Here is a 26,577-nt window from a genome sequence, read left to right on the forward strand (position 1 = left end):
TGATTTTTTATAATTTAGCTTAGATCAACATTTCCGACAGTTTCAGGGCTTACGCATGGGGTGGTGAGAAACCCGCTTTCTACCTATCTTTTTTTAGCATAAGTTGACTAAATCTTTACTCCCTCAGAGTTTCAGGCGGGTTGTCACCACCCCAGCCAAAAAGGCTGGGCAGGGTTTGTACCTGTAAAAGCCAGATGGGGAATCGAAAGAATTAATTCTTGGATGGAAAGGTGTAAAAGTCTCGTTAAAAATTTTGAAATAACTTTAGCTCATGCTACAACAAAAATTAACCTTTGTTTTGTGAGGCTAAGGGTGAAAAAATTAGTGGCGCCTAAGCTCACTCTAGATCCCAAATGACTCCTATAAGTCCTTACAACAATCCCAATATTTTCTATTCAATCTCAGGAATTGTAATACCGGCAGTCTTAGCAATCTCTTGATATCGCTCCATCGCTGCACTTAATACTGAGCTGCTATAAAACGAGGGTTTTGCGAGAATTCCTTCTAGCAGTTTACGCCACATAGGATATTTCTCCTCTGGCATCACAATTTCTTGTAATAATTGATTCCAAGCCGCCTCTTCTTCATCTGTTTTGGGTTGCTTTAAGTTATCCCAGATTAGATGTCGGTAATTGACATCCTCAACCGGATAGTTTGAGGACAAAGTAAGAAGAGTAATACCTATCAGACGACGTTTGCTGTCGTCGTCATTAATAAAACTCATTCCTAAACTTGAATCTACCCGAATAGATTTTAACCCTTTAAATGCGGTTTTTCTATAGCCAGGATAGCCATCTATTGAGTCTATAACAGCTTTCAAAAGAAGTGCGCTTCCTACACGCACAGCTTCTTCCTCGTGCTGCGTTAACGATTGCAGTACGGATAGATATTTGGGATAAAATTTACCGGAAATAGGACGAAGAGGCCTAGGTATTCTAAATTCAAAAAGTTTAGTAAGTGGCATAATTGTAAACAAACGAGGTGCTATTTCTTGTATATGAGTGTCATAAACCAACAACTTGAGGAAGAGAGTAGCACTTAGCTCGGTAATCGAAAATTCTGAAGATTCCGAGTAATTGTCAAGAATTACTTCTAAGAGTTGTCGTGCTTGTCCTATTACAGCTAAATCAGAGGGCCACGGGAATTCAAAGATAAACCCCAACGGTCTCTTTGGTTTATCACCCTGTTTTATGGCCTCTGTGGCAGTAGTCAGTAACTTTTTAATTTGGTCAATCGTATATTCATTTTGCTGAGAACCTGGATACCCATAGCCAGAGTAAACGGTAATGTATGCTGCTACCAACTCGTCAACAGTTAGATCCATAGGTTCGGCAAACTGCTTTAATCCAGGTAAGATTTCATCTAATCCAATTTGCTCTCGTAGTGCCATGAAAAATAGTTGTTTTTGCGTCTCATCTGATTGTTTAAAATACTCTTGAATTGTCTCTACTACTTGGTCAGCAATAGATATCTGAGTCTCACCATCCAAGAAGGGTAGCAACCGATTCACAGCATCCTGCCCTTTAACTTTTTGTCGCTCGACAGCTAGAGCTAAAAGAGGCCAGGTTTCTCTTAAGCCAGAATAGAACAAAAAATTTCTTAAAAGTTCTACGCTTTGTTCAATTGAACGGATACTCTCAATAAAGCTAGATCCATTTGCTTGATTAGGCTTATTAATTTGCAATAAAATTGTTTCCAAACTTACTCGAAGTTCTGGTATTAACTCCGAATGCTGCAACAGACGCTCCACAGTTTCAGCAGTATCATCAGGAACAAAGAGAACAGATGATTGATAGTTCTCTCTTGTTTGCCTACGTATTGCAGATGAAAGGACAGCATCGCCCTCATCTATCCTGATGTCTAAGCGGTTCCTACGTACTTTAATTCTAAGGAAGGCTATTATACGGAGACACCTCAACATTAGTATTAATTGCTCCGAAAGTGTCTTGGGTTCTGGCCAATTCCATACAATTTCCTTAGTAGAATGCAAAGGCTCATAGCTCCAAGGACTATCAAAAATTGTTTGAGCTAGTTCTGTAGCTTCAGCTTGAGAAATATCCCAAGCCTTCAACAATTTTTCAGCATATTTGTGTGGAGGGAAAAATACCGAATGTATTTCTTTTTTCCCGTATGACCAGTGACTTTGGAGTCGCTCGACCATCCATGAAGGTTCAGATTCATAGCGCAGCGCCAGGTTCAATGCACAACGCACAAAATTTTTCTGTTGAATTTCAAGCAAAGCATCAATTTTCTTCTGAAAGAATTTTGTTGACCCAAAATGCTGACCATAGAGATTTAAAGAAACTTCCCAACAGGTTTCTGGTAAATCCTTCGAGCTAAGTTTACCTTCTAGAGCTGGGCGGAGAAGGTCGCGCTTGTCTCTTTCAGACAGTTGCGCTGTCAAGGAACTTAGTTTATGCTGCTGTCCCTCTGTTAGCCCTGTTTCCAAAACCTCTAGACCATACTCAATAGCTTCACGCTGAAGGTCACGGCATTCCTTACTGAAAGACCCATCGGCTGCGACCTCTAGAGCAAATCCTGAGCCAGGTCGTAAGTAGTGATTTGCAACTTCTCCATCTCTAGGTTTATCTACTTCACGACAGACAGATCTAACAATACCATCTGCCTCGTCACCCCCCAATTCGCGAACAATGCGACCCGCTAGGAACAAAGCAACATAGCGCCAGTGTTGCGAACAAACAATAGACTTCAAATTTTCAAAACGTTCTCGTTTCTTAAATAAGTAAACTGCGGCAAAAAACTCTTGAAAAGAACGTAATTCAAATCCAAATAAGCCGGGTTGAGGTGAAACAATTAATACCAGTCTGTCTTTGGCATCGGTGATAAACTGCTTTACTCTTAAATTAATATTTTTTTGCGATGATTGACTATCTCTTTTGCGCAAAAACTTAAAGATTGATTCCTTGAATTCTTCTTCGGACAAAAGAGATTGAACGTTTTGATTAGAAGCACGACAGTGTAGTAAATAACCGAAGTAGGCATGAAGATTTAGCAAGGTAGTCTCATCACTCTTGATAATATCCTTGTCCTTACTTTTTTCTCGTTTAAGTATGGTATCCCAATATTTATCGAATAACTCTTCTCTTTCGCCTGGGGGACGACCACCATTTTTGATAATCAGTAAGATGATAGTTACTTGTAAGGGAGTTTTTAATAAGGTATATATCCTTCCATCTTGCTGACATTCTGCTAGTGTACGAATTATCCTATCTCGTTCTTCTTTACGCAAATTTCTTGTCTCTACCCACTTTTCAGCATATTTTTTGACCTGCTTCGATGACAGAGGTAATAATTCCAAATGTAGAAAGCTTTTAGGGTCAAATTGGTTTTCGTATATATTGGGGCGGGAAGTCGTTACGACTTTTAGGTTAACATTTAAATGTTCGGCCCAATCGAGAAAACTATAAATGCGTTGAAGCATTCGCTCTTGTAATTTAGGATCTACAACCTCATCCAAGCCATCTAAAATCAGGAGGCATTCTTTACACTGAAAAATCTCTTGGATATCTTTAGGAGATATATCCCCTGGTTGCAAAGCCATATCGCCCATGTCCTTAGCTAGATAAGCTTCTAGACTATCAGAATTAGGCTCAGAATTAGGTCTGTTAGCCAGCCACTGGGCAAAATACTTCAGTACAACTCGAAAAGGAATGCGTTTAACTTTAATCTGCTCCGCAAAATCATAAGATCTACCGAGCCATTTGGCACGATACACTTGAGCAACTTGCTGTCCTAAAGTGGACTTGCCCTGACCAGGGCCACCAATAATTACCACTTTCAGCCATTTCTCCTTAAGGAGACATTTCATTGCAGAAGAATTACCACTTCCCTCAACGAAGAAGTCATCACGATCAAGTAAAGAAACTCTACTCCCTGACTGTGCAAATTTTTCTAGACTCCAATCAAGGGGGTTTATCCTCTCACAAAGTTTTACCTCAAGGTCAATAAAAACTTGTTGGAGCTCTGTGCGACGCTCTCCACCTGTTTCCGGTTCGCCAGCTTGATCTAATTCAGCAAATTTATCAGCAGTAAAAGATTTAGAAAGATAAGTTTGTATCGTGGAATCAAGTTGTGGAGCTAGTTCTTTTTTAGCAACATCAGATTTCGGTGGAATGCTTACTGATGCGGTTTTGTCAGTTTTAGACTTTTCTGATTTGGGGCGGTTTCCCCAGGCCAACTCCAACTGTCTCCGATTATGCTCTACATTACTTGCGTGCCAAAGGATAAACGTGAATCTCCGTATCCCCTTGCTTTTTTCACCAGGCGAGCTGTTCTCCCGCACAATTTCTAATTCTTTGAGGCGGTCAATTGTACTCTGAATTTCAGATTTTTCTTCCTTTGCCTTGGGGTCACGATTTGAATTGATGCGTTCAGGGTAAAGCAGCCATGCCAGATCCAACAGAGTTGTCCTTACCTCTAACTCAGGGCGATCACTGTTTTGATTTCGCGGCTCTACGAACAAATGGTTCCGACTGTGATTGTTATAAGACACTAGAAACTTTATTAGATGCTTCGCCCGCTTCAGCGGCTCCTCTCCCCAGTTATCCGTCCGTCCCATAGATTTAATTACTTACAGAAGTTTTCTGAACTGGTTTGGGTTAACCCAAGCCTACCCCAAACTGCATATACCCATTCTAAGGAATTTATAAAAAAAACGTTTGGGGTAGACCCAAACGCTTCCCAAGCTACATAGCCAGAGTTTATAGGACTTTCAGGCTTTAGTGAGCCCCTCTAGGCTTGGGGTACTAAGTGGAGATTACTCTGGGTTCAGTAAGTTAAAGAACAAGAGGGTTTAAATATGACATCACTGATTAACTACATACAGGTAGCTAAAGACTTTGCTGATTCTTACGGTGTGGATCGCCTCGATCGTCTAATGACCTTAGCTCAGGCCGATCCGAATTCTCCCAAGACTCAACCAGTTCCCGCAAGCGATCGCCATAATACCATTTTGCAAGAAGTAAAAGCAGCCGGATTCCAATTGAATCCCTCGCTCAAAAAGTTGCTTTTCAATACCAGCGTTGAGGTGGTACGGGATGCAATGGCGGTTGTTGCAGAAAATCAGCAGCGGGGAACGGTGCGGAACCCCGAAGGACTTTTGGTTGATGCTATCCGCAATCAATGGAAGCCTAATCTCTGGGCCTAAACCTTTCTCTTCGGGACTTACGCAGCATCTCCATAGGTAGTGTTATGGTTTGCAAGCTGCATAAGTCCTGAATTACCCGATGTCAAATACTCTCTATATCTGCCGGCCTCTAGTCCCGAGTTAAATCCAATTGAGAGATTGTGGGAATATGTAAAACGAGACATAAAATGGGAAAACTATTCTAGTTTAGATAAACTTAAACAAAAGGTGGATGTAATTATCAAATCTCTGATAATCGAAGATATTTTATCTCTTTGTGGTTGGGATTATATCCTTGAGGCTATATGTAAGTGCAACTTCCTAGTTAATTGGTAGAAGTAACGAGAAATATACGAAGAAACCGGGTTTATGATGTCGCAAGTGCGATCGCGAACCGAGTTTTTATCCTCATACAGAGAAACCCGGTTTATGAAAAAAAACCGGGTTTCTACCTCTCGTGGGTAAGTCTAAAAAATTATCTTCAATCAGCCGTGCTTAATTCTTCCACTCGCAGCCGATCGCACAAAATTCGCTCGCACACTATAACACCCGTATCCGCACTTCTGCAAACTTCTAACTGAGCTTCCGGCAGCGCTTCAAACAAAAAACGTTCCCCCGGAAACACTGTCCGCTCAAAATACCAATTAGGAATATTTGTAATGCGAGCGATTTGCACTTTGCTAGTATTATTAAGATACCAACACAAAATGCGCGTATCACCTTCGGAAATTACCTGATTTAGTGTCAAATTCATCTTTTTAACTTGTTTGTGCAATTGTGCGGGCGATCGGCGACAGACCTAAACTTAATATAGCATATTACCAGTTAAAACATATTTTTTTTACATTGTTTTGGTTAATTAATAAATTTCGCCGGAGAAACATCCGCGCCTTCCAGGTATTCCCAAGAAGGTGCAAAAGCCGGCATTGCTAAAGCGCAAGATTTCCATCCTCCCCTAACAGGTGCGTTCAACAATTGACAGTGACCAACTGAACCTCTTGCCTGTTGGTAGTGACCGCAAAAATTACACTTGGAAGCCGGATTGCAGCCACGATCGCTGATTACAAGGCAGGGCTGGTTTTGGGTTTGGTTGCGCTCGACAGTTAAAGTGTTCATTAAATTACTTTTTAAATGTTCAGTTTTAAGTATGACGGCTGGAGTACAGTCGTTGCGTCTATCTCAAGGCTTAGTTCGCCTTTAAGATTTGTTTAGGGATCGATAGAAAATAGGTTATTTTTGACAACATAAAGCTAGGGAGCAATTAAATTGATTTCTGGTCGCATTGGCGGCCCCGGCTTTAGCAAAGCTCGCCCTTGCCTGGAGGTATACTTCCTCAGACAGAGCTAATTATCGTCGCCTAACTTGCTGAACAAATCGGCTAGAATTGTATTAGAAAATAAAAAACCTTCGGGATCGCTCAACCTCAAATTGCCCGAAAGTGGCAGTTTCCCGTCATCGCCTAAAGTTGCAATCGCCCCATCCGCACTGATAATTTCCACCCATCCTTGTCGCCAGTAGGGCTGCAAACAACGCCAAATTTTGTCAACCGTTTGTTGAGTAAACTTCTCAGTCAGCGCCGACAGGCTAACTCCTTCTGTTAAACGCAAACCTAGCATCAGCGTTTCTAACAAAACGTCATTTTCTGAAACTTGAAAATTTTGCTCAACTGCTGGGTAAATTTCCTGCTGGGTTTCCCCGCCAATTTGAGGAGTAGCAGGGGAATTGAGGCTAGAATTTGATCGCACCCACTGATAATATTCTTGAGTTTTGCGAGGCCTGGTCAACCTCCGGCCTTCCACGTAACTCGCCGCCCCCATTCCCAAACCGTAATAAGGGCGATTTTCCCAATAAACGCGGTTGTGGCGGCACTGATAGCCCGATCGAGCGTAATTAGAAATTTCGTAATGTTCGTAGCCAGCCCCCGTCAGAATTTCTCTTGCTAAACGGTACATTTGAGCAGCGGTGTCATCTGCAGGCAGTGGCTGTGCGCCTGCTTCAAAGTAGCGCGCGAAAGCAGTTCCCTGCTCAACAATTAAGTCGTAACTCGACAGATGAGTCGGGCTAATTTCCACCGCCGATTTCAGGGAAGCTTCCCACTGTTCTAAAGTTTGGTGCGGCAGTCCCGAAATCAGGTCTAAACTGAAATTGACAATACCAGCCGATCTCACTATTTCTACTGCTTCAAAAATTTCTGCTACCGAGTGCGATCGTCCACAAGCTTGCAGCAATTCATCCTGAAAAGCTTGCACTCCCAAACTAACTCTATTTACTCCCGCCGCTGCATATCCCCGCAACTGTTCTAAAGTAAACGTACCCGGGTCTATTTCTATAGAAATTTCCGCCCCAGCAGCAATCCCAAATTTGCCGTCGAGAGTCTCCAAAATATTGCTCAACTGACTCACTGAAAGCAGCGAAGGCGTGCCGCCACCAAAAAAAACTGTTTTCAGGGATGCGCCTAAATTTTTTGTTTCTTGAATTTCTTGACAGAGTACGGCAACATATTGCACAATTGTGCCGGAATTATCGCCATTTTTGCGATCGCCCACCACAAAAACCGGAAAATCGCAGTAGTAACAGCGGCGGCGACAAAAAGGTATGTGCAGGTAAGCCGAAGTGGGAATGCTGGGATTTGTCGCTTGCACACTTTTTTTTAATTCAAATGTTAAATAATCTGTGGTAGGGTTCATTACATTTCAAGCCAAAAGCGCAACTTCAAATCTAAAGTTTTAATTAAACCATCATGAATAATTATGTATATTATGACATTTGCTTACCAAAAAAGCGCTGCGAACGATCGGCTCTTGTAATTTAACCTCGTACCAGTTTCGTTCCGTCACAATTCCCGAACAGCCCGCAGGGCGGTTTATTCGCACCTCGTGCCTGCTTTCGGTCCGGCGTGGTAAGTGCCGATATGCTCGATCGCACATCTCTCAGAGGGTACAACCCCGAAATATAAGTTTATGAGAATCCTTGAGTAGATATAGCGAGATCCGACCAAAGCATGAAAACAAGTATCAGCACTGGAAAGATATAATAGGAATAAATTCATTAACCTAGAACTAATGCTAGACGCAATCATAATAATCTCATTCATAATCGCAGGCGGAGGCATCGGCTATTACGGAGTCGAACTCCTGCCGAGCAATCTACTGCTGCAAGTTACAAATATACAAGGTTTAAGTTCTGTACTAGGTTCCTTTGGAGCATTAATCGGCTTCGTGATGGGATTAGTGGCTCAAACAACCTACCGCCGGCTGGAAAAACAAGTTCGCGATATGCCAGTGGAGATGTTACTGACGCGGGCGATCGGCTTAATCATCGGACTTCTAGTAGCGAACTTAATGCTGGCTCCGCTATTCCTGCTGCCAATTCCCCGCGAGTTCGGCTTCATCAAACCTCTAGTTGCCGTCTTGGGTAGCGTCATGTTCGGCTTCACAGGCGTCAGTTTGACCGACACCCACGGCCGCGCTTTCTTGCGGCTGATCAACCCCAAAAGCTTAGACACGGTGTTGGTAGCCGAAGGAACATTCAAACCAGCCTCTGCCAAAGTTGTCGATACTAGCTGCATTATTGACGGTCGGATTGAAAACCTGTTAGAAACAGGTTTCCTCGAAGGTCAAATTATTATCCCGCAATTCATACTTCAAGAACTGCAACTGATAGCTGATTCCGCCAACGACCAAAAGCGAGTGCGCGGGCGCCGCGGCTTAGATGTACTCAACCGCATCAAAGAAACATATCCAGAACGCATTCAAATTCACTCGGCTGACTACGAAGATATTGCCACAGTCGATGCTAAATTAGTCCGGTTCGCTTTGGATATCGACGGCATTTTGCTCACCAACGATTACAACTTGTCGAAAGTAGCTACCGTCCAAAAACTGCCGGTTTTGAATATCAACGATTTGACTCATGCGGTGCGCCCGACTTATTTGCCGGGAGATACGATCGAACTAAAAATCCGCAAAGAAGGCAAAGAACCCTCTCAGGGAATCGGTTACTTGGATGACGGCACAATGGTTGTCGTAGAAGCAGGAAGCAGCTATGTCGGCGGCGAAGCCCGAGTCGTAGTCACCAGCGCCCTGCAAACCAGCGCCGGCCGCATGATATTCGCCCGCCCTCAAGAGTCCGTTATTGTTTGAAACAGAGTAACAATGGCCAGGGCAATCAGAATCAAATATTGCGATCGCTGTTCCCAATCTGCCCCGACTCTCTACCGCGCCCGGTATGACGAGTCGGGGCAGTGGTTTTTTTTGTGTCTTAAATGTTGGGAATCGGTAAGTAAAAACAATCCTTTTTACTTCTACGGCGGCACTTGGAAAGCTAGGAAGAAAAAATAGCAATTACCAGCTTGTCCTTCTTTTCTTTTCTCTTCCTTCGCGTCCTTCGCGTCTTCGCGGTTCAATCATATCAATATCAGTGATTCAGGAGTAATTAAAATCAACCAATCTCGATCGCATCTTCATAGAATGTCTCGATCGCACAGCTAAAATTAACGCTAGCAAACTGAACTTCTTGTCCTTGAGTGTAAGGATAAAGCACCCACAAACCCTCTGCATTCCGGCGAAAACATTCTACACTAACTCTTTCTTGATTGATTAACACATACTCTTGCAAACTTTCAGAAGTGCGGTAATCAGCAAATTTATCGCCTCTGTCAAAAGCCGCTGTTGTCGGCGATAAAACTTCCACAATTAAGCGCGGATAGCGAATGAAATCTTCAGCAGTATTTCTGTCTCGTTCATCGCAAGTCACCGCTACATCGGGATAGTAATAACAATTTGCTGCCTCAATCCGAACTTTTATGTCTGCCACGTAAGGTATACAGCCACTTCCCCGAAGGTGATTTCTCAGCAAAGTTGCTGCATTGAGACTAATGATGACATGAGCTTTGCTTGCACCTGCCATTGCATAGACTTCACCGTGTCTGTACTCGTGTTTGATCGAACTGACTTTCTCGGCTGCTAAATAATCTTCAGGAGAGACGTAGGTGTCGCTTTTACTTGCAACCATATAATTTTGAGGTGGGTGAGGATTACACAATTATAGCGGTAGCTTGCGGGGCGGGACGCCATCGCCCTTTTTCACCTTTCCCCCAAACTTTTAACGTCGGCGCGGGGCCGGAAGCCTCGCACTATTGCCATTTTGCGGTTGCGGTTTTTCTTGCAGCTTCATCGTCAAACTAACCCGCTTTAACTTCTCATTCACCTCCAAAACCCTCACTTTCACCACTTGTCCGACTTTAACAATCTGTTTGGGGTCATCTACAAAGCGATCGGCTAATTGAGAAATGTGAACCAAACCGTCTTGGTGTACTCCCACATCAACAAAGGCTCCAAAGTTAGCTACATTCGTGATTATGCCTTCTAATTCCATCCCAACTTGCAAATCGGATATTTCTTTGATTCCTGCCTGGAAAGTGGCATATTTAAACTCGGCGCGCGGGTCTCTTCCCGGTTTTTCTAGTTCCGAAATAATGTCTCGGAGTGTTGGCTCACCGACTTTTTCTGTGACATATTTTTTGATGTTTACAGTCTTGATTTTTTCCGATATTTGTGTTATTCCTGTCAGCGGCAAGTCTAAATCCTTGGCGATCGCCTGCACTACAGGATAACTTTCGGGATGAACTGCTGTATTGTCGAGGGGGTTTTCGCCGCCGCGAATGCGGAGAAACCCGGCTGCTTGTTCAAAAGCTTTTGGCCCGAGTTTGGGAACTTTCAGAAGTTGACGGCGATTTTTAAATGCGCCGTTTTCGTTGCGGTAATTGACGATATTTTTGGCAACTGTTGCCGTCATTCCTGACACAAATGTCAGCAGTTCTTTGGAAGCTGTGTTTAAATCAACTCCGACATAATTAACGCAGCTTTCGACTGTTTCGTCGAGTTTCTTTTTGAGCAATTTTTGGTCAACGTCGTGCTGGTATTGACCGACTCCTATTGATTTCGGGTCGATTTTCACGAGTTCGGCGAGGGGGTCTTGCAAGCGCCGTCCGATGCTGACTGCGCCACGAACGGTGATGTCGAGATCGGGAAATTCGGCGATCGCCACTTCGCTTGCTGAATAAATCGATGCACCGGATTCATTCACCATGACTTTAATCGGTTTCCTGTCCATTTCTGCCAAAACTTCCGAAACAAATTCATCTGTTTCCCGGGAAGCTGTACCGTTGCCGATCGCGATTAATTCAATTTTATATTTTTCAATTAAATGCTTGACAATTTTACCAGCTTGCTGTCGCTGAGCAGCCGCTTGGTGGGGAAAAATTGCTTGATATTCTAAAAATTGCCCGGTTTCATCGAGGGCGGAAACTTTGCAGCCCGTGCGAAATCCCGGATCGATCGCCAATGTGGGTTTCATGCCCGCCGGCGCCGACAGCAGCAACTCGCGGAGGTTGGTTTCAAAAGTGGCGATGGACTCGATATCAGCAACGGCTTTATTGTGCGATCGTACTTCTGTAATTAACGAAGTCTTCATCAGTCGGTTGAAGGCATCCTTCAAGGTTGATCGATAAAACTCTTTAACTTCCGGTATCCTAGTTCTAATTTCCTGACCTTCCAAATAAGCCATCACTGCGGATTCATCAAACGCCAGTTCCAAATCTAAGACTCCTTCCGTTTCCCCGCGAAACAGGGCTAACATATTGTGCGACTGAACGCTTCTCGCTGCAACTTGATAATTGCGGTACATTTCAAATTTAGTGCTTCCTTCCGGGAAATCATCTTTTATTTTCGAGACAAAAACTCCTGTTTTCATCAAAAATTCTCGCAAATAAGCCCGCAATTCGGCTTTTTCCGAAACCGCTTCCGCCAAAATATCCGCAGCACCTTTGAGAGCTTCTTCTGCTGTTTTCACTCCCTTTTCTTCCGAAATGTATTTAGCTGCTTCCGCCTCAAAGTCTGCTGGTTTAGCCGTCGGTAAGTTCAGAGATTTGATAAATTCTGCCAGCGGTTCCAAACCTTTTTCCCTAGCAATTGTGGCTCGCGTCCGCCGCTTGGGTTTGTAAGGCAGATAAAGGTCTTCGAGTTCATTTTTTTGCAAACACGATTCGATTTTTGCTTGCAGTTCTTCAGTGAGTTTCCCCTGAGAGCTAATCGTATCTAAAATTGACTTTTTGCGCTCTTCAATTTCCGTCAGATAGGTGAAGCGATCTGATATATCCCGCAACTGAATTTCATTCAGCAAATCCGTGCGTTCTTTGCGGTAGCGGGCAATAAACGGAATTGTTGCTCCCTCTGCGAAAAGTTCCAGAGCATTATTGACTTGAGACAGATTAATGGAAAGTTCTTGAGCAATCAGTTGAGGAATGTCGATCATAGTGCAGAATTTCGGATCGGTCGATTGAGATTTAAAAGGTTAGATTTACTTCACAAAAGAGAGGAAGAAAAGTTTGAAATAAACGTTTTACAGGGTGTTGGCACTCCTCCTGCAAGTATTAAAATGATGTTAGCATAAATGCAGTCATTTCTCAATATTATATGTTGCCTTTTAAATATCCTGTGCCACAAACCGATCCGCCGCGATCGCCCCGAGAAACGCTGCCGACGATGTACGATTTACCCAGCGAAGACCCGGCGGGACCTGGTTTGACTGACGAATTTCACGATTTGCAGCCGCAGTTGTTGAGCCTGACGTTTCGACCTCGGAATTATCCGGCTTCTGAGATATTTAGCGGCACCGACATGAACCTTTATTATGACGTGCATCACACTCTGTGGCACAAGCGACCGGATTGGTTTGCAGTTGTGGCAGTTCCCCGACTTTACGATCGCTCCGAACTGCGGATGAGTTACGTTACTTGGCAGGAAGGCGTGAATCCTTTTGTAATTGTAGAACTGCTTTCGCCGGGAACAGAAAAAGAAGATTTAGGCGACAATACCCATGAAGAAAAGTTGTTACCTCAGTCGGGAAACACTGCGGGTAACTGGCAAGTTTTGGAGGCCGAGAAAAGGAGGAACCGCCTAGAAAATGGGAGGTTTACGAGCAAATTTTGCGGGTTCCTATTTATGCCGTTTTCAGTTGCTATATTAACAAATTGCGAGTGTTTGAATTGAAGGGCGGACACTATCAAGAATTAGAGTTGCCTGAGTCGCGAGTGTGGATTCCTGACCTAAGTTTGGGCTTGGGTTCGTGGCAAGGAGAGTTTCAGGGAATCGATCAACTGTGGCTGCGCTGGTATGATGTTGATGGCAATTGGATTCTGACTGAAGCGGAACAGCAACGGCAGGGGGCCGAGTCAGCGGAAGCTCAATTGCAGTCTTTAATTCGGCGGCTGCGGGAATCTGGCATCGATCCCGATCGATTTTTAAACATTTAGAGAGGACTGAAGTCCTGACTAAAAACGGGTTCGCAGTCAGGACTTTTGTTTTTTTACTTCCCCAGAAGACTGAAAGCCTCACTATACACAGGCTTTAACATTGGATCAAAACTTGATTTGTTGTGACTTGTTTGTTGCTGGTATTCTTTGCGGTCAAGTCATCCGCGTAAGGAGAGTGATGCAAATAAGCTTTACCGACAGAACCGAAAAGTTGCAGTTTGTCAGAAATGACCCATCGCATGGCATTGATAGATTTTTCCATTATTTCCAACAAATCCGGATCTGACAAAGAAATGCTACTTTTTAACACGTCCATATAAGCTTCGCGAACTTCTGTATTCACATTGAACTTCGATACCCCGAATTGAATACATTGATGAATCATTGATTCCGGCAAACCGCTAGCACCGTGCATCACTAACGGCACTGAAACAGCAGCCCGGATTTTTGCCAGACGCGGAAAATCTAGTTTTGGTTCGCTTAAATATTTGCCGTGAACGTTACCAATTGTTACGGCTAAAAAATCCACCTTAGTTTCTTTGATAAACTCTACTGCTGCTACGGGATCTGTCATCCTTGCGGCCTTCTCATCGATTGTCAAACCGTCTTCCCTGCCACTAATTCTGCCGATTTCTGCTTCAACTGCCGCACCGTTAGCGTGGGCTAATTTAGTCATTTCCCGGCTAAATATTAAGTTTTGTTCGTAGGGTAAAAAAGAACCGTCTGCCATAATTGATTTAATGCCCGCACCTAGGCCGAGGTGAATGTCTTTTTCTGAGGTGCTGTGATCTAAGTGTACTGCGATCGGCACTAGAGATTTGCGGGCCGCTTCCATGCACAGTGCGACTAAAGGCGATTTTCCGTATTGGAGGGCGCTGGGGTGAAGTTGCAGTATAGCAGGACTGTGCAGCGCTTCGGCCGCATTGATGACGGCTTTTACTCCTTCGAGGTTGTAGACGTTAAAAGCGCCGATCGCATAACCATTTCTCAATGCCGTGTTCAGCAATTCGCTAGTTGAGGCGAGCATATAGTACCTAACTTTAAAAACTTTTCTGAATGTTGATTATTCTATCAAAGTTTAAGGGCAAGCTCAGCTTAATTTGTGTTTATTTTAATTGCGAATTCTTCGGCTAGCATTTATTATGAATGTCGATCGTTCTATCAAAGTTTAAGGGCAAGCTCAGCTTAATTTGTGTTTATTTTAATTGCGAATTCTTCGGCTAGCATTTATGTATGTGAAGTGCATTTATTTTTGGGCAAGGTGCGCCTAGCGCACCCTACTATTTGTTTGGTGAGCCTAGCGCACCTTACTCCTTAAGTGATTTACTTACTAAGTTTGTGCGTTACCAGCGTGCAAACCGCATTCTTTTACGGTCGCTTCTTCCCACCACCAGCGACCTTCGCGTTCGTGTTGGTTCGGCAATATCGGCTTCGTACAAGGTTCGCAACCAATACTTACAAAACCGCGTTCGTGCAACTTGTTGTAAGGCACCTCCAAAGCGCGAATGTATTCCCAAACCTCTGCCGAAGACCAGTTTGCTAAGGGGTTGAATTTAATTAATTCATGGTCGGGAGTGGAGAATGCAGTGTCAACTTCAATAACTGGAATACCGTTGCGGGTACTGGGACTTTGGTCTTTCCGCTGACCAGTAATCCAAGCATCGAGAGTATTCAGTTTGCGGCGCAGCGGCTTGACTTTCCGCACGCCGCAGCATTCTTTGTGACCGTCTTGATAAAAACTAAACAATCCCTTTTCTTCTACTAGGGCTTGTACTTCAGCAGCATCGGGAAACATTACTTCTAATTTAATGCCGTAATGTTTTCTGACTTGATCCAAAAACTGATAAGTTTCAGAGTGCAATCGTCCGGTGTCTAGGGTAAAAACGCGGAAATTCTTCGTGATTTTTGAGGCAAGATCGATCAGAACTACATCTTCAGCCCCGCTGAAAGAAATGGAGATATTGTCAAAATTTTCTAGGGCAAATTTGAGAATGTCTCGCGGTGTTTTTTGACTGTATTCTGCTTCTAGCGCGGCAATGTTGAGATTTCTTTGGATGGCAACCATATTTTCGGGTTTTCGGTGTTCTTTTCCTCTAGCCCTTTATTATAGCCGATCGCCGTGTCTCCCTCACCGACTAATTTTACCATCAAGCAATTTCGTCCGGGACCGCCGGATTCATCCGTGAAGCGAGAAAAAAGCTCCGACTGCTAATCACCAGCCCCATGATTTATCAGTGTGAGCGCTTCTTCAATTCTGAAACCTAAAATCTAAAATCTAAAATCGATTGACCGCATCTTGCAGCAGTCTTTTCGGCTCGGTCCACAATCAAGCTCAAGAATGGCGATCGCCGGCTGGCAGTAGTTCTGACGAACCCAATACTTTTCTACTGCGTAAAATAGGACTGCCGGGCGGTCCATTGAATTTGCCCCCAAATTATAAATCATAGACAACAAAATTTTTTAATAAATGTCATTGTTACAATCCTCAATTTTGACTTGTATAATTTATAAAAAGATAGCGCTTACTAAGCGATATTTTGCTGTTTTTTAAACTCAAAAAATATTTGAACACCAGTAATAATATCGCTATTACTCCTTTTGAATAGCTGTTAAGAGCGCCAATAAAAAAATTACTCTGTATTTTTCAGGCAATGCTCTAACCTAGGTGAGTGGAATAAAGCTAAAACAATATCATATAAAATCCGGCTTTGGTCTTCCCATCGCTCCTTCTACTAAGACCTGTTGGTTTCCAAACCGCGATTTACCGACGATCAATTACTAATTACCGATTAATTTATTCAGGATGATTCCTTTAGCAAAGTAAATTTTGATCGTTTTTTATCGCTGACAGCTAACCTTCAGCTATACGATCGGCTATATTATATTTGGAAGTACATTAATTTGTCGGCAAAGCGGTCTAGTCCCATCGCCGCCGGTCGCGCCAGCTTCTAAATAAACGTAGTCCGGTGTCAATAACAGCAAGGAAGTGTGGAATCATGTCAAAAATTTTAGTAGTGGACGACGTTAAGACCGAACTAGAAATCATCTGCCGCATTCTTCAAGATGCCGGACTGGATGTGATCCGGGCAGGTGACGGCGAAGAAGCGATCGCCATGATCCGCAAAACCCCTCCGGCTTTGGTCGTTTTAGATGTAGTGATGCCACGAATGAACGGGTTTGAAGTGATCAGAGAATTGCGGGGCGATCGCGCAACTGCCAAATTGCCCGTAGTATTTTGTACTCATAAAAACACCGAGATCGATAAAGCTTGGGGAACCGATTTAGGCGCCGACGCTTACGTTAGCAAACCCTTTGAACCTCAGCAACTGGTCCACATAGTGCAGCGTCTGCTTTCGGCGTAATCCGAATATAAAGTCATCCGCAGCTTTCCAAAAAACCTTATACCGACAAACCCCGTTTTTTTTTAATAAACTGGGTTTTTGAATTACCTAAAAGTTTATATTTAATGATAGAAATCTGCTTATTTGCCCAGCCGGGATTTATTTAAGGGAAACATTTGAGGCGCCCAAAGTTATTCAGAAAAACTCGATCGGCGATCGGCTTTAGGGTCAAAGCAAAATTCTAATTTGTAAGCTACACTATAAACTAAAAATAAGCCATGAAAAGAACGGCTCCCCCGGCTGGGGGGAATCAGACAAGTGGAACAAAGCAATTTCTCCTGTTCGGTCAAGGAGGCAGTCTGTTCGCCATAGACTTAGATGCAGTGCGGGAAGTTCTTTCCCTCAATGAACAACCGATTTCCCTGGTTCCCAACACCCTCCCATTTTTGCTGGGATTAACCAACTTGCGGGGCGAAATCTTAGCAGCAGCAGACTTCGGACTGTTCGTCGGTATTGAGTCGGTTGACATCCACCACCCAAACAGCCGCATCTTAGTTGTAGAAGCCCCCGATCCACGAGACGTGAGATTGTTGTCGAGAATCAGCCTGGGATTAGCCGTCTCCCGCGTCGAAGGAGTTTTACCTCTCAATCCCGATCGCATTGTCTCAGCACTAGATGTGAGTCCCGATCTCGCTCCATTCTTAAAAGGTCTGTACAATTCCGAAGGACGCTTGCTAATGATTGTCGATGTAGAAGCGATCGCCCATTCCGAACGCTGGTAAAAAGCAACCATACAGGTAAGTCTACAACTGCTTTCCATCAATAATTTTAACTAACGATCGCCCGCATCCGATTTGCCCATCCTTAATTTTATGATCAAAATTCTCTATACCTCGATCGCAACGACTTTAACCCTGACGTTGCCTGACTTCTCCCAATCGGTGCTAGCTGGAGCTGCTAATTCCATCATTTGTGTGTGTTACTTTGCCATCGCCTGGATAATCAGCTTAGGTTTGTGGCGAAACCGTCAATTCGGGTTGGACATCTTCGCCACAGCCACAGCAGCCATATTTTGGACCTGCGCTTTCGGCCATAGCGGCCACGCCGCCGAATACCTAGGGCTGCCCCACTCTCCAGTGGCACAAACTGTGTTCGATTGGATCACTGTAATGGCGGCGCTCGTTTTTTTGAGTTTGTCCAACCGCTACGGATTCTTAGTAGGTTCCACCCGCATCCTTAACGCTAAAAAAGAAACAGAACAAGCACTGAGCGAAACTAACCAGCGATTTCACGCAATCTTCGACCAAGCTTTTCAAGCGATCACATTATTGGAGCCAGACGGTACTGTGATCGAAGCAAATCAGACAGCGCTAGAAGTGGGCGATTTCCAAGCATCAGAAGTGCTGGGGCTGAAATTTTGGCTGACACCTTGGTGGGCCTCAACTCCAACCAACCAGCAGCGCCTAAAAACGAACATTAAACAAGTTTCGGCCGGTAATTTTGTCCGGGAAGAATACGAAATCATCGGCCCCAATAACCATGTGACAGTAATGGACGTGTCGTTTAAGCCACTGTTAAATGCAACAGGAGAAATATTTCAAATCCTCGCCGAAGGCCGGGACATTACCCAGCGCAAACAGGCAGAAGCCGCATTGCAGCAGCTAACCGCAGAACTAGAGCAGCGAGTGAATGAAAGAACCGAGCAGCTCCTGCAAACTAACGCACAAATGGAACAGGAAATTCGCGATCGCACCGCAGCCCAAGAGCAATTAAAAGCCTCAGAACAATTCTTAAACAACATTCTCAACAGCATCCCCGACCCGATTTATGTCAAAGACCAACAGCATCGCTTGGTAACATTAAATGATGCCTTTTGTCAATCCATAGGTCACAGCCGAGAAGAACTAATTGGCAAATGCTACGACCAGTTTTTGCCCAAAGAGGAAGCACAGAAATATCGAGAAAAAGACGAATTAGTTTTCTTGAAAAATACCAGCAGCGAAATCCAAAAAACCATCACAGACCCAGCAGGAAACACCCGCCTTTTCTCCGCCAAAAAATCTACCTTTGTAGATGCCTGTGGCAGCAAAATCCTTGTCTGCGCTATGACAGAGATCACCAAGCGCGTGCAAATGGAAGAACAACTGCGGCAGACACTGGCAGAAGCAGAAAGCTCCCAAAACTTGCTGCGTACAGTCATTGACGCTACCCCAGACTGCATCTTTGTCAAAGATCGAAACTTGCGCTACACCCTAGTCAATGCAGGTTTCGCCGCCGCCTTCGGCAAAACTCAAGCAGAAATTATTGGCAAAGACGACGCAGAAATCGGCATATCGGTCGATCGAATCTTTGGCAGTTTCCCAGCCGAAACCGATTCCCAGAACCAAATCCAAAACTTCCGGGCCGGCAACCACCTCGCGCCGGGTTCCAACTACTTAGCCACCTTAGCCGACGGCAAAGTACATAGCTTCGACACCCAGAAATTGCCCCTCCAAGATACAGAAGGCAACATTTTAGGAATGCTGTGCTTCGCACGCGACATCACACAGCGCCGCAAATCTGAACAAGAACTATTGCGGTTCAAAGCAATTTTAGAAACCACAACAGACTGGGTAGGCATAGCCGACACCCAACAGCGCACCATTTATCTCAACCGTGCCGCCAGAGAAATACTGAGAGTTGGGGAAAACGCAGATTTAGCCGGATTCAGCATTTCCGACCTGACATCGCCCAAAAGTATCGACACTCTTATCAACGTCGGCATCCCCGCAGCTTGCCGGGACGGGGCGTGGAGCGGCGAGGCAATGTGGCGAACTTTAGACGGCAAAGAAATACCAGTTTCTCAAGTAATTATTGCTCACAAATCCGAGAAGGGAGAAATTGAATTTTTGTCAACGATCGCCCGCAACATTACAGAAAGCAAGCGCACAGAAGAAGCCTTGCAGCAGAACTTGCAAATGCTCGACCTAGCCAGCGACGCCTTGATCGTTCGGGATATTGACGGCACGATTAATTATTGGAGTCAGGGAGCCGAACGGATGTACGGCTGGACAAAAAAAGAAGCCTTGGGGAAACTCACCCATACTCTATTGCACAGCATTTTTTCCCAGCCTTTAGCAGCTATCTGGGCACAGTTAGAAGAGCAGGATTATTGGGAAGGAGAAATAATTCACACCACCAATTCTAACACCAAAATTACCGTGTTCAGCCGCTGGAATTTGCAGCGAGACGAACAGGGAAAACCCAAAGCAATTTTAGAAACTAACAACGATATTACGGAGCGCAAGCAAGCCGAAATCGAAAAGCAAAGATTGATTTCGATAGTAGAAAGCAGCTCGGATTTTATCGGCACGGCAACGATGGAGGGAGAGGCAACATACCTGAATCCCGCTGGAATGAAATTAGTAGGATTGCCAAATATTGAAGAAGTCAAAAATAAAAGTGTTTATGAGTTCTTCTGTGCAGAAGATGTTAAGTTTTTCCAAGAAGAAATCCTGCCGCCTACTGTGCGAGACGGTTTTTGGCAGGGTGAATTCCGCTTGAGAAACTTTCAAACCGGCGAAAACATTCCGGTTGACTTCACCATATTTACCGTCAAAAACCCAGAAACCGGCGAGCCTATTGGGTTGGCAACAGTTACTCGCGACATCAGCGATCGCAAACGTGCAGAAGAGATGCTGCGCGATCGCGAAAGACTATTCCGAGCCATTTTCGACCAATCGTTCCAATTCATAGGTCTGCTCAAACCGGACGGCACCGTTTTGGAAGCCAACCAAACAGCCCTGGCCGCCGCAGGCCTGCGGAGCGAAGAAATAATAGGCACTCCGTTTTCCGAAACCCTGTGGTGGCAGATTTCGCCGGAAACCAAGCAACAGATACAAGAAGCGATCGTCTCTGCTGCCGCCGGCAAGGTAGTCCGTTACGAAGTGGATGTGCTAGTTGCCAACGGTGCAGTGGCGACCGTTGACTTCTCCATCAAACCCATCACAGACGACAGTGGCAAAGTCTTGATGCTAATTCCAGAAGGCCGTGACATCAGCGATCGCAAAGCCTTAGAACGAGAATTAGTTTTGCGTCAAACCCGCTTTGACGCCTTTTTCAAAGCCGCCCCGGCCTCAATGTTTATTTTTGACGAGCAGTTGCGCTTCGTTCAAGTTAACGAGAAATTAGTGGAAACCATCGGCGCCTCAGTTGCCGAATACCTCGGCAAGACGGTGAGGGAAGTTGTACCCGAAATGCTCGAGACCCTACAGCCGATGTTGGAGCAAGTTCTTGTCACCAACCAACCGTTTTTAAACATTGAGCTGTCGGGTACAACTCTCAAGCAACCGGGCATCATGCGAGATTGGCTGGCGTCATACTTTCCTTTGCCCGGATCTGACGGCAAACCTATCGGTGTCGGCGGTGTGGCGATCGAAATTACCGATCGCAAAAAAGCAGAAGCAGAGCGCGATCGATTTTTTACCCTTTCCCTAGACTTGATTTGTATTATAGATTTTGAAGGAAAATTCAAGCGCATCAATCCCTCTTGGGAAAACACGCTCGGCTACAAGGCGCATGAACTCGAAAACAACTATTATATCGATTTAGTCCATCCAGACGATCGCGAATCTACCCTAGAACAAGCGGCCAAAGTAGCCAGTGGCTCCGAATTAAAGTCTTATGAAAATCGCTACCGTTGCCAAGACGGTTCCTACAAGTGGCTGTCGTGGAAAGTGCGACCTGAAACCGAACAACAGCTCATGTATGCAGTCGCTCGCGACGTTACCGAAAGCAAACAGGCGATGGTGCAATTAGAAATAACAACAGCCCAATTAGCGAGTTCCGAAGACCAATTTCGCCAGCAAAGCAATCTCTTGCAACTGCTAATAAACAGCATTGGCGACGGCATAATTGCTGCCGACGAAAATAGCAATTTTATTTTGTTCAACCCCGCCGCCGAAGATATGTTTGGCATGGGTGCGACAGATTCTATTCTCAACGAATGGTCGGCAAAATACGGTTTATTCTTGCCCGATACCGTAACTCCCTATCCCCCAGCCGAAATACCTTTAGCGCGCACGGTTCGAGGAGAAGTAGTTGACGACGTAGACCTTTTCACCCGCCACCCAGGCAAGCCTGACGGTCTTTGGGTGAAAGTTAACGGCCGGCCGCTCAAAGACGAAACGGGGGCCCTTAAAGGCGGCGTAGTCGTTTGCCGCAACGTCACCGAACAAAGAGTATCCCAGCAGCGAATGCAGCAGTTAGCCGAGGCACAGGAACGCTTGCTGCAAGAACTCAAAACTCGGCAGAATGCTCTCGACGAATCGGCGATCGTCAGCGAAACTGATGTCCAAGGCATGATTACTTACGTCAACGACAGATTCATTGAAATCTCCGGTTACAGTATGGGAGAACTCCTGCACCGCAACCACCGCCTCGTCAATTCCGGTTACCATCCCAAATCATTTTTTGAAGAAATGTGGGTGACACTTTCTCGCGGTTTGGTGTGGAAAGGGGAAATCAAAAACCGACGCAAAGATGGCTCGTTTTACTGGGTAGATTCGACGATCTCCCCCATTTTTGATACCAGTGGCACCATAGTCAAATATATCGCCATTCGCTTTGACATCACTGAGCGCAAAGAGGCAGAAGAACGACTAGGAAAATTGGCAGCAGAACGTAAAGCTGAAGCTGATTCTTTGACGCAGCAAGTCCTTAAATTGTTGGGAGAAATTAAAGGCGCTGCTCAAGGCGACTTGACCGTCAGGGCGGAAGTGACTAACGATGTTTTAGGTGCTGTCGCCGACTCTTTCAACTTCTTAATCGGTTCTCTGCGGAAAGTGGTAACGGGAATTCAAACTTTAGCCGAACAGGTAACATCTGCCACCGGCGAGTCGATTAACAATACCAGTCAACTCACGCAACAGGCGGAAATTCAAGCAGCAAAAATATCTGCCATCATGCGCGAAATTGAGCGGATTGTGAATTCGATCCGCGACGTGCGAGATGTTTCGGTGCGCGCCGAAACAGTCGCCCAGCAGTCTTCTCACACGGCTGAAGTCGGCGGTATGGCGGTCGATCGAGCTGTCGAAGGTATTAACGGGCTCCGGTTGACGATCGCCTCTACCTCGAAAATGATGAAGCGTTTGGGCGAATCTTCCCAGCAAATAGGTAAAATTGTGACTTCGATTTCTCAACTTGCTTCGCAAACTAATTTATTAGCTCTGAATGCTACTATTGAGGCGGCGCGAGCCGGCGAACAAGGTTTAGGCTTTGCAGTTGTTGCCGAAGAAGTGCGGAAATTAGCTGAAAGATCCGCCGGCGCTACTGAGGAAATCTCGGAAATTGTCGGTACAATCCAAGAAGAAATCAGCCGCGTGATGAAGGCAATGGAATCCGGGACGCTGGAGGTAGTGGAAGGCACTAAGCTGGCAAGCGAAGCTAAGACTCACCTCAATGCCATTATCGAAGTTAGTCGAGAAATGAATGCTTTGGTGCAGAATATTACTATTGCATCTGCCAAGCAAACTGTTTCGGCTGAGGGAATTGCTAACAGTATGCAGCAAGTCAACGAGATTGCTAATACGACCGCACAAAAAGGTGCGGATGTCAAAGCATCTTTGGACGAGTTGTCTGGTTCTCTGGGCCAATTGCAAAAGTCGGTGGCGAATTTCCGCAGTTAGTTCAGTTGACAGTTGTCAGTTGTCAGTTGACAGTTGTCAGTTGTCAGTTGTCAGTTGACAGTTGTCAGATTAGATAATTAGGCGATTGAAATTGCTACTAAACAAACGAAGTCCGCTGCTAGCGGACTAAGAATGCCGGATTTATTATTGATAATCGTAAACCCGCCCCTAAAATAATTACAGTCAATTAACCTGACATCATATAAAAAAAACTGCCAAGAGACAACAGTCAACAGACAACAGACTAATATGAATGATGACGATTTAAACGAATTAATAGATGCTTTTACCGCAGAATGCGAAGAGTTTCTCCAGTTAATGGAGACGAACCTACTGGCGATGGAAACTGCGGGTTTGAAAGAGCGACAAGCGGCAGTTAAAGAAATGTTTCGGGCGGCTCACTCGATTAAAGGTGCGGGTTCGATGTTGGGCTTTCAAAACGTGTCTGTGGCAGCTCACACGCTGGAGGACTGTTTTGTCATTTTGCGCGATCGCACAGACTTGTCAGCCCTGGAACCGACTACTGTGAGTGTTTTGCTGCAGGGGGTGGATGCGCTCAAAAAGATTACGATCGAATCAGTTCAACACTCCGATGTCACAACTCCGGATCAAACGGAAAACTTGGAGGCGATCGCCCAAATTTTCGCTCAGTTCCAGGCCCAGTATGGCAAGTCAGAACCGTCGCCAGTCCCAGCAGCCAGTCAATCGCCCGCCCCGGAAACCCTGAAACTCATTTTTGAACATGAAGTGCCGCCACTCTTCAATCGCTTAGAAACCGAACTTTCCCAAGCTTCCGAGGCAGATTTGGCAAAAAGCGTCACCGCCCTCAACCAGGTTTACTACCAGCTTTCCGGTTTGGCTGGAATGCTGCTATTGCCGGAATTTGGGAAAGTCGCCGCAGCCATCAGAGATTTGATCGACTCTCCCGACTTGACTCTACAACGGTTGCAATCCGAGGGTTGGACGATCGCCCAAAACTTGCAAACCGCACGCCAACAAATACTGGAAGGAAGGGCGATCGACATCCCCGACATTTCCCCCTCCGCGACTCCCGCCGACTCCCCCCCACTCTCCGACTCCCCGACATCCCCGGAAATCTCCCCCTCCCCCTCCGTCTCCCTCCCCGACTCTCCGTCTCCCTCCCCGACTCTCCCCGACTCCCCGACTCTCACAGTTTCCAACCCGCAAAGACCGACCATCCGGGTAGACTTGGAACGCTTGACAGAATTAGTGAATCTAGTCGGAGAATTAGTCATCAACCGTACAAATTTAGAACTTCAAGAATCCGAACTGCGTGGCGAAGTCAAGCGCATCCGCCGCAATATCGTAGATTTAAACCAATTCGGCGGTCAGTTGCGAGAAGAATACGACAGACTGAGTTTTGCAGAGTGGAGAGGGGGAAACGGGAACTCTGGATTGGGAAAACTTGCAGCAGCAGAAACAGAATTCCCCATGATTGCTAACGGCAAATCCTCTCCGGTTCATGCTCACTTCGATATCTTAGAGATGGATCGTTATACAGAGTTCCACTCGACAGCCGCCGAAGTCATCGAAACTGCCCAAGCAATTTCTCACTCCGCCACCAAATTAGACACCTTAGCCATGAAATTCGAGCGCAGTACCGACCAACTGCGCCGCATTACCGAACAACTACGCAGCCGCGTCATGCAGTTGCGAGTCGTGAGTTTCAGTCGCGCCGTCGATCACTTGCCCCGAGCGCTCCGGGAAATGTGCCTCACATACGATAAAGATGTCAACCTGCTGCTAGTGGGAAGAGACACCAAAATTGACGAAAGTTTACTCGACGCTTTGCGCGACCCCTTAATACACTTAGTAAGAAACGCTTTCGACCACGGCATCGAAATGCCCGAAGTTCGGAAAGCAAGTGGCAAGCCCGCCAGCGGTCAAATTGAAATAGAAGCCCGCCACCAAGGCGGCCAAACTATTATTACTGTCGCCGATGACGGCAAAGGCATTGACCCGGAAATCATTCGCCGTAAAGTTGTCACAAAGGGTTTGGCTACGGAGGAACAAGCTCAAGAATTTTCCATTGCCGAACTCTACGATTTTCTGTTTTGGCCGGGTTTCAGCACTACAGAAGGCGTCAGCGACCTTTCGGGGCGGGGAGTCGGACTCGACGTGGTGCGAACAAATTTGCGGACTGTGCGGGGAACTGTCAAGGTAGACTCTCGCCTGGGAAAAGGTACGAGTTTTATCATTAAACTGCCGCTGCTGCTGTCGATTACTGATGCACTGATGGTGAAGACAGATCACAATAAAATAGCAGTGCCACTGGATGCAGTCGAGGAAATTCTCCACATTAAAGCCTCGGAAGTTCACATTGCCGGCAATCAGCCGATGCTGTGGTGGCGGGAGGAATTTATTCGTTTGGTGAGGATGCAAGATTTGCTCGAATACAGCGTCGTCGCGCCGGATGCCCCCTCTCCTGACCCTTTGACCCAAGACGAAATTCCTGTCCTGGTTTTGGCTTCTACCGAAGGAATGCTGGCGGTGGCCGTGGAACGGCTGATCGGTCAGCAGGAAATTGTGGTTAAACCTTTGCCACCGCCTCTATCCAAGCCTCGCGGGGTTTTGGGGACTACGATTTTGGGGGACGGGCGCGTGGTGAATATTCTGGATGTGGATGATTTGGTCGGTCAACCTGTCATAAATAGTTCGATCGCCGCTGTCTCCGGTAAAGTGCAGGAGATAACGCCGAGTTCGAGTAAGTCACCGCAGATTTTGGTAGTGGATGATTCCTATACAATTCGCCAGTTGCTGTCTATGACGCTGACTCGTGCTCGCTACCGGGTGGTACAGGCTAAAGACGGTGTGGATGCCCTGGAAAAGTTGCAAAATGGTCTTGATTGCAGTTTGGCGATCGTCGATATTGAAATGCCTCGGATGGATGGATTTGAATTGTTGCGATCTATCAGATCGACCCAGCGGTTTGCTAAGATTCCCGTAGCCATGCTGACATCCCGTAGCGGGGAAAAACATCGGCAAATGGCAATGGAATTAGGCGCAAATCAATACTTCACTAAACCTTACAGTGAAGCCCAACTTTTACAAGCCATCCCCAAATTAATCCACCAATCAATAATTTAATCC

At 45.6% G+C, this 26,577-nt stretch carries 15 protein-coding genes and 1 pseudogene; 8 read left to right on the plus strand and 8 right to left on the minus strand.

Features of this window, described 5'->3' with window-relative positions:
• Positions 1-391: 391 nt before the first annotated feature.
• Positions 392-4,579 (minus strand): NACHT domain-containing protein, encoded by a 4,188-nt coding sequence (locus QUA23_RS18710; protein ID WP_333075882.1) that lies wholly within the window; start codon positions 4,577-4,579, stop codon positions 392-394.
• 240 nt (positions 4,580-4,819) lie between these two features.
• Between QUA23_RS18710 and QUA23_RS18715 the strand changes: the two genes are divergently transcribed.
• Together QUA23_RS18715 and QUA23_RS31080 are read left to right on the plus strand one after the other, a co-directional pair.
• Entirely contained in the window at positions 4,820-5,167 is a 348-nt protein-coding gene (locus QUA23_RS18715; RefSeq protein ID WP_333075881.1) for a hypothetical protein, read from the plus strand.
• 39 nt (positions 5,168-5,206) lie between these two features.
• Positions 5,207-5,482 carry a transposase gene (locus QUA23_RS31080; RefSeq protein WP_445243504.1) on the plus strand — a complete coding sequence of 92 codons (276 nt, stop codon included), beginning with the start codon at positions 5,207-5,209 and terminating at the stop codon, positions 5,480-5,482.
• 145 nt (positions 5,483-5,627) lie between these two features.
• Here the strand turns inward: QUA23_RS31080 and QUA23_RS18720 are convergent, their stop codons facing one another.
• The 3 genes from QUA23_RS18720 to hemW form a co-directional block, all read right to left on the minus strand.
• A complete protein-coding gene (locus QUA23_RS18720) occupies positions 5,628-5,900 on the minus strand; it encodes a DUF1830 domain-containing protein (protein WP_333075879.1) in 273 nt (90 codons plus the stop codon).
• A gap of 101 nt (positions 5,901-6,001) precedes the next feature.
• Positions 6,002-6,262 (minus strand): hypothetical protein, encoded by a 261-nt coding sequence (locus QUA23_RS18725; RefSeq protein ID WP_333075877.1) that lies wholly within the window; start codon positions 6,260-6,262, stop codon positions 6,002-6,004.
• A 227-nt stretch (positions 6,263-6,489) separates the two neighbouring features.
• Entirely contained in the window at positions 6,490-7,833 is a 1,344-nt protein-coding gene (gene hemW / locus QUA23_RS18730) for a radical SAM family heme chaperone HemW (protein ID WP_333075875.1), read from the minus strand.
• A 375-nt stretch (positions 7,834-8,208) separates the two neighbouring features.
• Between hemW and QUA23_RS18735 the strand changes: the two genes are divergently transcribed.
• Positions 8,209-9,288 (plus strand): PIN/TRAM domain-containing protein, encoded by a 1,080-nt coding sequence (locus tag QUA23_RS18735; protein WP_333075874.1) that lies wholly within the window; start codon positions 8,209-8,211, stop codon positions 9,286-9,288.
• A 298-nt stretch (positions 9,289-9,586) separates the two neighbouring features.
• Here the strand turns inward: QUA23_RS18735 and QUA23_RS18740 are convergent, their stop codons facing one another.
• Complete coding sequence (locus QUA23_RS18740; RefSeq protein ID WP_333075873.1) at positions 9,587-10,159, minus strand: Uma2 family endonuclease; 573 nt, start codon at positions 10,157-10,159, stop codon at positions 9,587-9,589.
• 90 nt (positions 10,160-10,249) lie between these two features.
• Positions 10,250-12,460 carry a Tex family protein gene (locus tag QUA23_RS18745; RefSeq protein WP_333075871.1) on the minus strand — a complete coding sequence of 737 codons (2,211 nt, stop codon included), beginning with the start codon at positions 12,458-12,460 and terminating at the stop codon, positions 10,250-10,252.
• 161 nt (positions 12,461-12,621) lie between these two features.
• Between QUA23_RS18745 and QUA23_RS18750 the strand changes: the two are divergent.
• A pseudogene (locus QUA23_RS18750) lies at positions 12,622-13,460 on the plus strand (Uma2 family endonuclease).
• 94 nt (positions 13,461-13,554) lie between these two features.
• Here the strand turns inward: QUA23_RS18750 and QUA23_RS18760 are convergent.
• Together QUA23_RS18760 and QUA23_RS18765 are read right to left on the minus strand one after the other, a co-directional pair.
• Positions 13,555-14,487, minus strand: a complete 933-nt coding sequence (locus QUA23_RS18760) for a class II fructose-bisphosphate aldolase (RefSeq protein WP_333075866.1) — start codon at positions 14,485-14,487, stop codon at positions 13,555-13,557.
• A gap of 303 nt (positions 14,488-14,790) precedes the next feature.
• Positions 14,791-15,525: a phosphoadenylyl-sulfate reductase gene (locus QUA23_RS18765; RefSeq protein WP_333075865.1), complete on the minus strand. Its 735-nt coding sequence runs from the start codon at positions 15,523-15,525 to the stop codon at positions 14,791-14,793.
• Between the two features lie 931 nt (positions 15,526-16,456).
• Between QUA23_RS18765 and QUA23_RS18770 the strand changes: the two genes are divergently transcribed.
• From QUA23_RS18770 to QUA23_RS18785, 4 genes are all read left to right on the plus strand, one after another.
• A complete protein-coding gene (locus tag QUA23_RS18770) occupies positions 16,457-16,822 on the plus strand; it encodes a response regulator (RefSeq protein ID WP_333062848.1) in 366 nt (121 codons plus the stop codon).
• A 257-nt stretch (positions 16,823-17,079) separates the two neighbouring features.
• Positions 17,080-17,583, plus strand: a complete 504-nt coding sequence (locus tag QUA23_RS18775) for a chemotaxis protein CheW (protein WP_333075863.1) — start codon at positions 17,080-17,082, stop codon at positions 17,581-17,583.
• 90 nt (positions 17,584-17,673) lie between these two features.
• Positions 17,674-23,466, plus strand: a complete 5,793-nt coding sequence (locus QUA23_RS18780) for a PAS domain S-box protein (RefSeq protein ID WP_333075861.1) — start codon at positions 17,674-17,676, stop codon at positions 23,464-23,466.
• A gap of 249 nt (positions 23,467-23,715) precedes the next feature.
• Positions 23,716-26,574, plus strand: a complete 2,859-nt coding sequence (locus tag QUA23_RS18785) for a hybrid sensor histidine kinase/response regulator (protein ID WP_333075860.1) — start codon at positions 23,716-23,718, stop codon at positions 26,572-26,574.
• The last annotated feature ends 3 nt before the right edge of the window (positions 26,575-26,577 follow it).

It is taken from the genome of Microcoleus sp. Pol1C5 (assembly GCF_036701115.1).
Taxonomy (GTDB): domain Bacteria; phylum Cyanobacteriota; class Cyanobacteriia; order Cyanobacteriales; family Microcoleaceae; genus Microcoleus.

What these genes read in the sequence shown, in the direction of transcription:
- QUA23_RS18710 (WP_333075882.1), bottom strand. Translation starts at nt 4,579, where the DNA reads ATGGGACGGACGGATAACTGGGGAGAGGAGCCGCTGAAGCGGGCGAAG.
- QUA23_RS18715 (WP_333075881.1), top strand. Translation starts at nt 4,820, where the DNA reads ATGACATCACTGATTAACTACATACAGGTAGCTAAAGACTTTGCTGAT.
- QUA23_RS18720 (WP_333075879.1), bottom strand. Translation starts at nt 5,900, where the DNA reads ATGAATTTGACACTAAATCAGGTAATTTCCGAAGGTGATACGCGCATT.
- QUA23_RS18725 (WP_333075877.1), bottom strand. Translation starts at nt 6,262, where the DNA reads ATGAACACTTTAACTGTCGAGCGCAACCAAACCCAAAACCAGCCCTGC.
- hemW (WP_333075875.1), bottom strand. Translation starts at nt 7,833, where the DNA reads ATGAACCCTACCACAGATTATTTAACATTTGAATTAAAAAAAAGTGTG.
- QUA23_RS18735 (WP_333075874.1), top strand. Translation starts at nt 8,209, where the DNA reads ATGCTAGACGCAATCATAATAATCTCATTCATAATCGCAGGCGGAGGC.
- QUA23_RS18740 (WP_333075873.1), bottom strand. Translation starts at nt 10,159, where the DNA reads ATGGTTGCAAGTAAAAGCGACACCTACGTCTCTCCTGAAGATTATTTA.
- QUA23_RS18745 (WP_333075871.1), bottom strand. Translation starts at nt 12,460, where the DNA reads ATGATCGACATTCCTCAACTGATTGCTCAAGAACTTTCCATTAATCTG.
- QUA23_RS18760 (WP_333075866.1), bottom strand. Translation starts at nt 14,487, where the DNA reads ATGCTCGCCTCAACTAGCGAATTGCTGAACACGGCATTGAGAAATGGT.
- QUA23_RS18765 (WP_333075865.1), bottom strand. Translation starts at nt 15,525, where the DNA reads ATGGTTGCCATCCAAAGAAATCTCAACATTGCCGCGCTAGAAGCAGAA.
- QUA23_RS18770 (WP_333062848.1), top strand. Translation starts at nt 16,457, where the DNA reads ATGTCAAAAATTTTAGTAGTGGACGACGTTAAGACCGAACTAGAAATC.
- QUA23_RS18775 (WP_333075863.1), top strand. Translation starts at nt 17,080, where the DNA reads ATGAAAAGAACGGCTCCCCCGGCTGGGGGGAATCAGACAAGTGGAACA.
- QUA23_RS18780 (WP_333075861.1), top strand. Translation starts at nt 17,674, where the DNA reads ATGATCAAAATTCTCTATACCTCGATCGCAACGACTTTAACCCTGACG.
- QUA23_RS18785 (WP_333075860.1), top strand. Translation starts at nt 23,716, where the DNA reads ATGAATGATGACGATTTAAACGAATTAATAGATGCTTTTACCGCAGAA.